Annotated in this window: 10 protein-coding genes; 8 read left to right on the top strand and 2 right to left on the bottom strand. The window is 65.2% G+C overall.

Annotated elements, in window-relative coordinates:
• From P2Q66_RS03370 to P2Q66_RS03345, 6 genes are all read left to right on the top strand, one after another.
• Positions 1–972: an aldo/keto reductase gene (locus P2Q66_RS03370; protein ID WP_115524061.1), complete on the top strand. Its 972-nt coding sequence runs from the start codon at positions 1–3 to the stop codon at positions 970–972.
• Positions 966–1,991, top strand: a complete 1,026-nt coding sequence (locus P2Q66_RS03365; protein ID WP_275725561.1) for an NAD-dependent epimerase/dehydratase family protein — start codon at positions 966–968, stop codon at positions 1,989–1,991. Before P2Q66_RS03370 ends, P2Q66_RS03365 begins: the two co-directional genes overlap by 7 nt.
• Positions 1,992–2,138: 147 nt before the next feature.
• Positions 2,139–4,691 (top strand): rhamnogalacturonan lyase, encoded by a 2,553-nt coding sequence (locus P2Q66_RS03360; RefSeq protein WP_275725559.1) that lies wholly within the window; start codon positions 2,139–2,141, stop codon positions 4,689–4,691.
• A gap of 28 nt (positions 4,692–4,719) precedes the next feature.
• Positions 4,720–5,553 (top strand): aldo/keto reductase, encoded by an 834-nt coding sequence (locus P2Q66_RS03355; protein ID WP_275725557.1) that lies wholly within the window; start codon positions 4,720–4,722, stop codon positions 5,551–5,553.
• A gap of 133 nt (positions 5,554–5,686) precedes the next feature.
• Positions 5,687–5,953: a GlsB/YeaQ/YmgE family stress response membrane protein gene (locus P2Q66_RS03350; RefSeq protein WP_079598656.1), complete on the top strand. Its 267-nt coding sequence runs from the start codon at positions 5,687–5,689 to the stop codon at positions 5,951–5,953.
• Positions 5,954–6,066: 113 nt separating this feature from the next.
• The gene (locus P2Q66_RS03345) at positions 6,067–6,639 is read left to right on the top strand and encodes a hypothetical protein (protein ID WP_275725554.1); all 573 of its coding nucleotides are present in this window, start codon (positions 6,067–6,069) and stop codon (positions 6,637–6,639) included.
• 160 nt (positions 6,640–6,799) lie between these two features.
• Here the strand turns inward: P2Q66_RS03345 and P2Q66_RS03340 are convergent, their stop codons facing one another.
• Positions 6,800–7,357 carry a DM13 domain-containing protein gene (locus tag P2Q66_RS03340; protein WP_275725552.1) on the bottom strand — a complete coding sequence of 186 codons (558 nt, stop codon included), beginning with the start codon at positions 7,355–7,357 and terminating at the stop codon, positions 6,800–6,802.
• Between the two features lie 264 nt (positions 7,358–7,621).
• Here P2Q66_RS03340 and P2Q66_RS03335 point away from each other — a divergent pair, with 264 nt between their 5' ends.
• Complete coding sequence (locus P2Q66_RS03335) at positions 7,622–9,943, top strand: DUF222 domain-containing protein (protein ID WP_275725550.1); 2,322 nt, start codon at positions 7,622–7,624, stop codon at positions 9,941–9,943.
• A 260-nt stretch (positions 9,944–10,203) separates the two neighbouring features.
• On the opposite strand, the gene P2Q66_RS03330 is transcribed toward P2Q66_RS03335, so the two are convergent.
• Positions 10,204–11,040 carry a putative protein N(5)-glutamine methyltransferase gene (locus tag P2Q66_RS03330; RefSeq protein WP_275725549.1) on the bottom strand — a complete coding sequence of 279 codons (837 nt, stop codon included), beginning with the start codon at positions 11,038–11,040 and terminating at the stop codon, positions 10,204–10,206.
• Positions 11,041–11,235: 195 nt separating this feature from the next.
• Between P2Q66_RS03330 and P2Q66_RS03325 the strand changes: the two genes are divergently transcribed.
• A complete protein-coding gene (locus P2Q66_RS03325) occupies positions 11,236–12,282 on the top strand; it encodes a beta-propeller fold lactonase family protein (protein WP_275725547.1) in 1,047 nt (348 codons plus the stop codon).
• Positions 12,283–12,411 lie beyond the last annotated feature (129 nt).

Genomic DNA, 12,411 nt, shown 5'->3' with positions numbered 1-12,411 from the left:
ATGCAGTACACCCATCTGGGCCGCTCCGGCCTGAAAGTCTCCCGACTCTGCCTGGGCACCATGAACTTCGGGCCGCAGACCGAGGAGGCGGACGCCCACAGCATCATGGATTCCGCCCATGACAACGGCATCAATTTCTTCGATACCGCCAACGTCTACGGCGGTGCCGGGCATCGCGGGTGGACCGAGGAAATCATCGGGCGCTGGTTCGCCAAGGGCGGCGAGCGCCGTGAACACACGGTGCTGGCCACCAAGCTTTACGGCACCATGACTGACCGCCCCAATGAGTCCAAGCTGTCCGCGCTCAACATCCGCCGCGCCCTGGATGCCAGCCTCAAGCGGCTGCAGACGGACTACATCGACGTCTACCAGTTCCACCACATCGACCGGGACACCCCCTGGGACGAGATCTGGCAGGCCATCGAAGTGGCGGTGCAGCAGGGCAAGATCCTGTACTCCGGCAGCAGCAACTTTGCCGGCTGGCACATCGCCCAGGCCCAGGAAGCTGCCCGCCGGCGGCACTACACCGGGCTGGTGAGCGAACAGTCCATCTACAACCTGTTCATGCGCCAGGTGGAACTCGAGGTCATCCCGGCCGCTCAGCAGTACGGCCTCGGCCTTATTCCATGGTCACCGCTGCAGGGCGGGCTTCTGGGCGGGGTGCTGAAGAAAGAGCGCGACGGCGTCCGCCGCACCGAGGGACGGGCAGCGGAGACGCTGAAGAAGCATGAGGACCAGATCCGCCAATACGAGGACTTTGCGGACGAACTGGGGCACGAACCCGGGGACGTGGCCCTGGCCTGGCTGCTGCACCAGCCTGCGGTCACGGCGCCCATTGTGGGTCCGCGGACGCAGGAACAGCTGGACGCCGCCATCCGCGCCCTTGATGTCACCCTGGACGCCGACGCCCTCAAGCGGCTGGACGACATCTTCCCCGGGCACCGGACGGCCCCGGAAGACTACGCGTGGTAGACCCTTTGCACGCAGCCGATACGGTGGCGCCGAGGACAATCCTGTTTCTCGGCGGCACCGGGGTCATCAGCACGGCGGCGGCCGAACGGGCCGCCGCGCTGGGCCACCGGCTGACCATCCTTAACCGGGGCCGGTCCACGCGGCCTGTCCCGGAAGGGGTGGAGGTCCTGGCCGCCGACGTCCGTGACGCAGCCTCCGTCCGGGACGTGCTGGGCGGGCGGGAGTTCGACGCCGTTGCCGACTTTATTGCGTACACTCCGGATCAGGCGCAAACCAGCCTGGACCTGTTCAGGGGCCGGACGGGGCAGTACGTCTTCATCAGCTCCGCTTCGGCCTACCAAAAGCCGCCCTCCCGCCTGCCGATCCGGGAGTCCACGCCGCTGAAGAATCCCTTCTGGCAATATTCGCGGGACAAGATCGCCTGCGAAGAACTGCTCTACCGGGCCTACCGGGAGGAAGACTTTCCACTCACGGTGGTGCGTCCCTCGCATACCTACGACCGCACCAAGATCGCCATGGTGGGCGGCTGGACCGACATCCACCGGATGCGCTCCGGGCTGCCGGTCATGGTGCACGGCGACGGCACATCCCTCTGGACGCTCACCCACAGCCGCGACTTCGCCAAGGCTTTCGTGGGGCTGCTCGGCAGGCCGCAGGCGGTGGGTGAGAGCTACACCATCACGTCGGACGAGTACTTGCCCTGGAACCAGATTTACCGGCTGTTCGCGCGGGCCGCGGGCACCCCTGAGCCTGACCTCGTCCACGTTGCGTCCGAAACCATCGCTGCGCACAGCCCTGAACTTGGCTCCAACCTGCTCGGCGACCGGTCCCATTCGGTAATTTTCGATAACAGCAAGATCAAATCCTTGGTTCCGGATTACACGGCCACCATCCCCTTCGCGGACGGTGCACGCGAAATTGTTCGTTGGTATGACGCCAACCCCGGACTGCAGGTGGTGGACCGGAGCTACATGGACCTCAGCGACCGCCTTACCGGGTGGGCCCGCAAGGGAGTATAAGGGCGACTCCGGGCTTGGTATCGGGCGTTTCTACAACGTTCTAAATACCCTCTTCCGGCAACTCTGGCAAGGGCTTGTTTTGTACCCTCCCCCACTCTAAGTTACTGGGGAAGCGTTTTCCCGTCTCACGATTGAAAGGATTCATCGATGAATCCCCACAGGACTCCCCTGCGCCTTCTCTCGGTAGGGGCCGTCGGCCTCGCACTGACCATCGGCTGCCTCGCCGCCCCTGCGTCCGCCGTCGGACCTTCCGCCAAGCCCGCCAACCCCGCCGTCCAGCTGGACCACCTCGACCGTGGACTGGTGGCCGCCGAAACGTCCGAGGGCGTCTTCCTGAGCTGGCGCCTCCTGGGGCATGAAGCCACCGGGTCCTCAGCCACCGGCCTTACCGGCACCGACTTCAACGTGTACCGTGACGGCCAGAAGCTCGCCACCGTCACCGACAGCACCAACTACCTTGACCCCGCTGGAACCGCAGCGTCGGAGTACCAGGTGCGGGCCGTCGTCGGGGGCGTTGAACTGGACCGCAGCGCAACCGCCACATCCTGGGGCGGCAACTTCAAGGACATCCCGCTGAAGACGCCGGCCGACGGTGTCACGCCGTCCGGACAGGCCTACACCTACGCGGCCAATGACGCGTCGGTGGGCGACGTGGACGGCGACGGCCAGTATGAGTTCATCGTCAAATGGGACCCGAACAACTCCAAGGACGTCTCACAGGTAGGCTACACGGGCAACACCTACGTGGACACCTACAAAGCGGACGGCACGCTCCTGCACCGGATCGACCTGGGCGTGAACATCCGCTCCGGCGCGCATTACACGCAACTGCTGGTCAACGATTTCGACGGCGACGGGCGCGCCGAGATGATGATGAAGACCGCACCTGGAACCAAGAGCACCAACTACAACGCGGACGGCAGCATTGCCTCCAGCGCGTTCATCACCCTGCTGCAGTCCGACGTCGACGCCGGCTACGCCAACACGGACGACTACCGGATGAGCGCGGCGGACTACTACCAGCACATGGTCAAGACGTTCCAAGGCTGGACCGAGCACCCGGAGGTCAAGGCCGGCAACTGGCCCGCCACACTGGAGGAGGCGTTCGGCATCGCTCCCCAGTACCAATACCCACTGTCCAAGGCCGACGCGGAGGCGCTGACCAACCACTTCATGGACGTCTATGCCCCCTCGCGCAGCGCCCGGAACAACCTGCGCGCTTTCGAGGGCTTCATCGTGTCCGGGCCGGAGTACCTCACCGTTTTCGAGGGTGCCACGGGCAAGGAGCTGAAGACGGTAGCCTACGAGCCCGGCAGGCATGACGACGGGTTGATGTGGGGCGACTACGCCATGGGCCGCATCGAGCCTGGCAACCGCGTGGACCGGTTCCTCGCCGGCGTGGCCTACCTTGATGGCAAGAAGCCCGCGGCGGTCTTCGCCCGGGGCTACTACACCCGCACCACCCTGGCCGCCTACACCTGGGACGGGACGAACCTCTCCCCCGTGTGGAACATCGACTCGGGCTGGACACCCATGACCAACCCATTCAACGATTCGCCGCACGGCCGCGACGGAACCGATCCGGAGTACGGGAAGCTGACCACGCAGGGCTTCCACTCGCTGAGCGCATCGGACGTGGACGGCGACGGCAAGCAGGAGATCGTCTACGGCTCCGCAACGATTGACGACGACGGCTCGCTGCTGTACAGCTCGTTCGGCACCCTGCCGGCCGGCAGCGCCGCGCCCGGCGAAGAGGCGCGGCTGGGCCACGGCGATGCGATGCACGTGACGGACATCGATCCGGCACGGCCCGGCAAGGAGATCTTCACGGTCCACGAGGGCGCCACCTACGCGCCCTACGGCTACGCCATGCGCGACGCCGCCAACGGCGAAGTGCTGTTCGGTGCCTACTCCGGAAAGGACACCGGCCGCGGCATGATCGGTGACGTGGATCCGGCCGTACCCGGCATCGAGAACTGGGCCATCGGCATGCAGTCCGCCGACGGCGACAAGCTCTCCTCCACCGGGCCCGGCACCAACATGAGCATCAAGTGGGCGGCGGACATGACCACCCAGATCATCAACGGCTCCGGAGACCAGACCCCCACCATCGACGACTGGAAGCGCGGCCGGCTGCTGACCGCGGATGGCACCCGGACCAACAACGGCACCAAGGGCACGCCCAGCCTGGTGGCGGACGTGGTGGGCGACTGGCGCGAGGAAATGCTGGTCCGCACTGCCGACAGTTCCGCCCTGCGGATGTACATGAGCACGGAAGTGACCAGCCACAAGCTGTACACGCTCATGCACGATCCGCAGTACCGCGCCGAAGTTGCCCGGCAGAACACCACCTACAACCAGCCGTCCTACACCGACTTCTATTTCGCCTCCGATATGGACTTCGCCAACGTCCCGCTGCGCGCCGCCTGGCTGCCCGGCAGCGTCAAGGCACTGGAGCACGTCCTGGAGGACCTCGTGGATTCAGGTGATGTTGCCGGACCGGTGGCCAGCCAGCTGGCTGCCAGCGTGCAGCAGGCAGGCAAGGCGGTGGAGGATGGCGACGCCGGTAAGGCCGCCCGGACCGTCCAGCGCTTTGTGGACTTCCTTGCCCAGCAGAAGGGTCCGGACACGGTATCGGACACTGCCCGGGTGGTGCTGAACCACAATGCGGAGAATATTCTCCGGGCTTTTGGGGGCTAGGACGCCTTCTACGGGAGAGACTGTTCAAATGACACTTGCACCGCTCATCAAACTCAATGACGGATACTCCATCCCGCAGCTGGGTCTTGGCACCTGGCCGCTGGATGACGATCAGGCGGCCACCGCCGTCGTGCAGGCCTTGGAAGCCGGCTACCGGCACATCGATACCGCCGTGAAGTACGGCAATGAACGCGGTGTCGGCAACGGCATCCGTGCCAGCGGCGTGGACCGATCTGACGTCTTCGTCACCACCAAGCTGGACGGCCAGTTCCAGGGCAAGGACAGGGCGGTGGAGGGCCTGGAGGGCTCGCTGAGACGGCTTGGGCTGGAGTACGTGGACCTGCTGCTGATCCATTGGCCGCTGCCTGCACGGGATGAGTACATCTCCACGTGGAAAACATTCGAACGGCTGCAGGCGGAGGGTAAAGTCCGGTCCATCGGGGTCTCAAACTTCAAGCCCGCCCACCTGGAACGGCTGATGGCGGAGACCAACGTGGTCCCGGCGGTCAACCAGATTCAGCTCACTCCGGCCATTACGCGGGCCGCCGAGCGGGAGTTCCACGAAAAGCATGGGATTGTCACCCAGTCCTATAGCCCGCTTGGCGGATCCGGGGCCAGGCTGCTGGGCGCTCCCATCCTGACGCAGCTCGCTGAAAAGCATGGAAAAACGCCCGGCCAACTGGTCCTGAGATGGCATATTCAGCATGGACTTGTAACGATTCCGAAAACTGCTGATCCGGACCGGATGAGGGAGAACCTGGACATCTTTGATTTCGCCCTGGATCCGCAGGATCTCGCGGAATTGTCCATCCTCGACGAGGGTCCCGGGGCCGGCAATGATTCCGACGTAACCGGGCACTAAAACAGGCCTGAAGTGCGCTTTTTGTTATCTTCGGGGTTGGCAAAGAGATAGTAAGCATGATTACTATTGATGCAGAAGGATGAAGTGCTTCCGGGATCCGGAGGCCTCCTTTACTTAGGAAGAGGAACGAAAAATGGGATTTATTGCATTTCTGATTCTCGGACTTATTGCTGGTGCGATCGCTAAGGCGATCCTTCCGGGCAGGCAGGGTGGCGGCTGGCTCATCACCCTCGTGCTCGGCGTCGTTGGGGCCCTCCTCGGCGGCTGGATCGGCGGCATGATCTTCGGCACCGGACTGCAGGAGTTCTTCTCCCTGCAGACGTGGCTGCTGGCCATCGGTGGCGCGCTCATCGTGCTGCTGGTGTACGGCATGATCACCAAGCGCAGCGTGCGCGGCTAACACGGCGCGCAAGCCAGGAAACCGGCCTGGGGACCACAATCCCCCAGGCCGGTTTTCACTTTCCCGGCCACGAGGCCGGAACTGAAAACCTTCTCACGGAGCAGGAGTTCATCGTGAAAAACAAACTTCTTTTGGGCGTTGGAATTGCCGCAGGCTACGTCCTCGGATCGCGGTCCGGCCGCGCCGCTTACGACAAGCTCAAGGCGCGGGCAGCGGGCATCTGGGACAGCAAGCCTGTCCAGGACAAAGTAGCTGTTGCAACCGAAGCCATCAAGGAAAAGGCACCTGATGTTGCCGACCAGCTGACCGAGGCGGCACGGCGGGCAGGCACCGTCATCGGCTCTGCCATGCACCGTGACAGCTCCCCGGGCGGCGCCAAGTCCACAACCTCCGACGACGCCACTTCCGCGGGTGCCTCCGGCACCGGTGCTGCTGGTACTTCAGGTACATCGGGCGGGTTCGGCACGTCGGGCACTGCCGGCACTACGGATACGCTCGGGACGTCAGCCACCCTTGGCACGTCGGGCACCCTTGGCACGTCCGCCGCCGGGACTACCGGTGCGGCCGGGACCTCCGGAACGCTCAGCGACGACAGCGAGCTTGGCGAGGACCACATCCCCGCCCACAGCACCCACCCGGAAACAACCAACTTGGGCACCTCCGGTGAAGCTGGCTCCAAGCCCTAGTTGAAGCCACGGCTTCCGTTTCATGACGCGGAAGCCTTTCTTGACACGGGGGCTGCTGGAACTCTGTGTTACAACTGAATCGCATTGTCGGCCGTCGCGATCCTTGGGGGACGCGGCGGCCGGCGGCGTTTCCGCTGACTGGGCGCGGGTTTCCCAGTCCTCAGGCCCCCAGTTCAGCAGCACCGAAAGATACGCTGAACTGCACGCACCATAGATCCACTGACCGGTATTTTGAGAGGTCCACTCCGGCGGGTATCTCATAAACCTGGTTACCTTGGTTTCCCTTGATGAGGCCCAGGTCGTAATGTTCGGCAGAGCCTGCTGTGAACCACCCGTCCGGCCCCTCGACCAGTTGGGCCGCGCTTAACCAGACGTGCACATCGGGCCCGTTAGAGGTGTCGAGGTTTTCCAGCGTAAGGAAGCGGGAGCCATTCGGCTGCTGGACGATACGCACCGTGCCCGTCGTCGTGTGTTCGTGACTGACCAACGCGCCCACCGCCAGTTGCTGCGGACCGGCAGGCGGCGAGGACCCCTGCGCAGTGTCAGCAGAACCAGCCGGAGTTGTGGCAGGCGGCACCGGTTCGGCAACGGCGGATTGCGTCCCGGCAGGCGCACTCGCGGCGATCGGGAGCTGCTCATCCACGCGCACATCCACGAAGAGGAGCCAGGGCTTGAACACCACAAGCCCAATCACCACGCCCAGGCTGGCAACCGCCACTGTCAGCGCCCCAGCCGCCGGCGGCCAGGACTATTGGTTCTGCGCATGCCTTCATGGTCCGCGCATTGGTTCATTGAAGCAACGAGGCCACGATGGTCCAACCAGCGATTCAAACGGCCACACCAACAGATTTAGGACCCGCTGCTCTCGCAATCCGGTCAGTTCTGGTGAAGTGACGGAGGGATGACAGCCGGATGCATCCGGTTTTCCACATAGCGGCTTCGGGCCGGATGTTTTGTCAGTGGTCACTGGCAGAGTTGTCCCATGGAGGCCATTGGGGAGCAGTTTGCGGAGTTCGGCAGTCCCGCCGGCGCGCTCCCGCGGGTTCTCCACCCTGGCGGTGGTTCCCGGCATGACGGGTACGACGGCGACGCCCCGCTGAGGCTGTCCGGGCGCCTTCACGCCATCCCGGCCACGACGGCTCCTGACATTCTCGTTCCGGGCCCACGCCCCTGCCCCGGCGCCGGCCCAACTGCCTCCGAACCTGACCCCGGCAGCGCTGCGACTGAATCCAAAACCGCCCCTTTTTCGGCATCCGCTGGCACTGGGACATACAGGTCACCGAGCGCACCCGATCCCACCCCTGCACCCATCGTCGAAGATCCGGTTGGCCTGGCCGGGATCGGAGCCCTGCTGGTGGCGGCTGCTGTTGCCGCCCAAGATGAACTGGCCAGGGCGGACTACGTTTCAGCGGCCAATTTCGCCGGGCAGGTCGAGGACCTTTCCCGGACAGTGGAGTATCTGAAACTTCTCGCCGCCACTGCCGTGGACCGCACCCGGACTCAGGCCATTACCGCCGCGGACGCTGCCCGCACCAGCCAGGCCAGGGCGGGCCGACTTGGGCGACCGGGCCGGGGCTGGGTAACCGGCTGGGACGCCAACGGCGTCGAGACACTGAACGAGACCGACGCGAACTGGCCCGCACCCACCGGCAGCCCCGCACCCACCAGCGACCCCGCAACCACCAGCGGCGCCGCAGCGGCTCATCGATCCACACCCGCAGCCGGGATCGACCGCCCCGTGCTGACCTCGTCGGTGGTGACAGCGCCTGTGGTGACGTCGCCGGCCGATGACGGGTGCAGGAACACCGCCGAGTTCCTGAGGCTCCGGCTCCGGATCCCCCTCCGCGAAGCCCGCCGCCGCCTCACCCTCGCCCATCAGGCCCTGCCCGGCACCAGCCTCACCGGCGAACCCCTCCCGCCGGCACGCGAACACCTCACCACAGCCCTCACCCCCACCAACACCACCACCGGCGAACCCGCCCACACCACCACTGATCCGGGCATGATCGCGGGGCCGGTGCTCTCCTCACACGCCGCGACCATCATCACCGCCACCCTGGACCGGCTCCAGCACCACACCACCCCCGACACCCTCGACCGGATCGAACAGCACCTCACCACCACCGCCGTCACCGCCGACCCGGACTTCCTCACCCGCCTGGCCCAACGCTGGAACGACACCATCGACGCCGACGGCACCGAACCCACCGAAGAAGCCCTCCGCCACACCCAAGGCGCGTTCATCCGCAAACCCCGTCACGGCCTGCACCGCCTCGAAATCTTCGCCACCACCGACCAATACGAACACCTCCTCACCGTGATGAACACCGCCACCAACCCCCGCACCGCCACCCCCAACACCAGCACCACAAACCCCGACCCTGCCCCGGACCCTGACCCGGACGAACGCGCCAACCCCGGGCGGGAGGCCAGCGTGGACCTGGGCCGGGAAGCCGGAGTGGACCTGGAACGACGCACCCGGGCACAGCAACAACTCGACGGACTCGTCTCCGCCGTCAAAGCAGCCCTCACCACCAACCTGCTGCCCACCACCGGCGGCAACCGCCCCCAAATCATCGCGACCATTAACTACCAAGACCTCCTCCCCCACCTCCCCAACCCCACCAACAACCCCTGGTCAACCACAGACACAGCCACCGGACCCCGCACCACCTCACGCCCCGGAACACCCACAGACACCGGCGCAAGGGCCACCAGCACGACGACAAACACCAACAACACAACCGGCGCCGGCGATGAGACGAGGTTCGGAAAAGAGACAGGTGCCGCCACCGGAGGTAAGACCAGCAACGCAACCGGGGCCGGAAGTGAAACGGGCGCTTACACCAGCGCCCGGGCCGGGACCGGGGCGTTCGTGTTCACCGGACCCGTCGCGGCCGCCACCCTGCGCAAAATCGCCTGCGACGCGGACATCATCCCCGCCCTCCTGGGCACCAACGGCGAAATCCTCGACCTCGGCCGCAAAACACGCCTCTTCACCCCCGCCCAACGCCTCGCCCTCACCGCCCGCGACCAAGGCTGCACCTTCCCCAACTGCACCATTCCAGCACCCTGGTGCGAAGCCCACCACATCACCTACTGGTCACACGGCGGACCAACCACCACCACCAACGGCGCACTCCTCTGCACACACCACCACCACCTCATCCACAAAGAACAATGGACCATCACCACCACCCACGGCACCCCAACATTCATCCCCCCACCCCACATCGACCCCACCCAAAAACCTCAACAAAATCACTACTTCAAACCCCCACCACCACCCCACCCCAGGGAATAAAGCGGGGAACCCGAAGGAGCAGTGGGCTGACGTCGCGCACCGAAGCAAAAGACTGATTCCGCAGACCGCCAAGGCGTGCGTTGAGGCACGGCACCGGAATCATCCCAAGTGGGCGGTCATGGGAGAGCGAGCGTGACATGTTATCCGGGGAGCTGAACTCCAACCGATGCCGCTCCTTGGATATGCGGAGGAGATGCCCCTCCCTGAATAGGTGTGCGCGGAGGACATGTACCGAACACTGCCGGGAGGAAACCCCGGAACTAGCGCGGCAGTGCTCCGGCAAAGTCAGGCAGCACCCCAACAACAACCGTGCCGTCCAACTCCTCTGAGCGGACGATCCTCACTGTGAAGCCCGCAGCAGACACAATCGAGGCGGTTGCCAAGGCCTGCTGCTCGCTCGTTTCGATGAGCAGATGACCTGCAGGACCAAGCCATTCGGGGGCAGCAGCGGCCACCCGCCGGTGGACATCGAGACCGTCCGCACCGCCGTCAAGGGAGAGTCTTGATTCATGGAGCCGGGCTTCCGGCGGCATGGTCCGGATGGCCCTGGTGGGAACATACGGTGCGTTTACGGCGAGCACTTGCACGCGGCCGCGGAGCAGCAGCGGGAGTGCTCCGAAGAGATCGCCCTCGTGTACGTGGCCGCCCATAGGCTCGACGTTTCCTCTGGCACACCTGACAGCGACAGGGTCGATGTCCGTGGCGTGCAGCTCGAGCCCCGGGACACGCATGGCAAGGGCGACGCCCACCGCCCCGGATCCACAGCAGAGGTCCAGCACCACACGGGGTTGCGAAGCACCAGCGGCCTCGAGAATTACGACGGCCTCGTTCACCAGCAATTCGGTTCTGCGGCGCGGCACAAAAACGCCGGGTTCCACCATGACGCGCCGTCCGGCAAACCAGGCCCAGCCCAGGATGTACTCCAGCGGGATGCCGGCGGCCCTGCGCCGGACATCGCCCTCAAGTTCCACTGGGTCGGAAGCCTCAGCTATGAGGAGTTCCGCCTCCTCCTCGGCGAAAACGCAGCCGGCGCGCCGCAGTTCGGAGACGATACGGGCAAAAGCAGGGGAAGCGGTAGATGATTCAGGAGCCGGCATGGAACGCCCTTTCGGTGAGCCGATGGGCACCCCGCACATGATCTAGGCCAAGCGGACCGGACAGCGGTGGAAGGGTGAACCCGAAACTGGTACAGCGGTAATCGGACTCACCTCCTTCTGCCGTGGCTGGAAATTCCATGCTAACGGACGCCGGGTTGCACCCGAAGGAAGCAGAATTATTGGCAGGATGGAACCATGACCTCCGCCACGGACAACACCATCATCTGGACCGGCACCTACACCCCGGACGGAGGTGGCCGGGCCGAGGGCATCGGCGCCCTCCGCGCGCACCAGGACGGCAGCCTTGAATGGCTGGGCACCGCGGTGGCCGCGCAGTCGCCGTCGTTCGTTGCCGTGCACCCCACGGTGCCCATTGTGTACGCCGTGGCGGAGCAGCGGAAGATGGTTCAGGCCTACCGCAGGGCTGGAGAAATTGGCCTGGAGCCCCATGGGGCACCGCAGCCGGCAGGCGAGGCCACCTGCCATGTTGCCGTTGACCCACATGGACGCTTCGTCACCGCCGCCTGCTGGGGCGACGGCCAGGTCCTTCTCTACGAGCTGGATTCCGACGGCGGCATAACAGGGCGCTTCCCCGCCCCACCGTCGGCGGACCCGCATGCCAGCCTTTCTCCCGGCGAACCACGGCAAAGCCGGGCGCATGCCAGCCTGATGCTCCAGGATGGACGCATCATGACCACTGATCTGGGCCATGACATCCTTCGCGTCTGGAACTATGTGCCCGGCAGAGGCCTGGTCGCAGACCACGAAGTGGCCCTCCCGTTCGGCAGCGGCCCCCGGCACCTTGTGCAGCACTCGAGCGGCAGCGTCTTTGTGGTCTCCGAGTACTCCGTGGAGGTCTTCATCGTCCGGCCCGAAGCGGGCACCTTCGAACTTGTATTCCGGGGCCCGGCCACATCGGGCGGCAGCCAGCAGGGCGACTCCGCGGCCGAGATCTGCCTCAGCCAGGACGGCAGCTACGCCTATGCCGGCGTCCGCGGCACCAACATCATCAGCACCCTGGAGGTCGGCGCCGGCGGCACCGAACTGCTGCCTGTGCAGGACACACCCAGCGGCGGCGACTGGCCTCGTCATCACCTGGTGCGGGGAACGTGGCTGCATGTGGCCCATGAACGCTCAGACAACGTTGCCACCTTCGCCTTGGACCCGGTCACCGGACTGCCCGGTCCCGTGATCCACGATGTGCACGCGCCATCGCCCACCGCATTGGTGCCCGCCGGCTGATTGCCCGCCCTGCCGCTGGTCCGGACGGCGCTGAAAGCACACGTGCCGATGGCCCCGAAGGGCTGGAAACACGCTCAACACTGGTGAGTATCCCACCGCGGAAGGTCATTGCCTAAACGCTGGAGTTAT

The organism is Arthrobacter sp. Cr_A7 (assembly GCF_029222765.1).
Lineage (GTDB): Bacteria > Actinomycetota > Actinomycetes > Actinomycetales > Micrococcaceae > Arthrobacter.
This window is presented reverse-complemented; position numbering and strand designations above follow the sequence as displayed.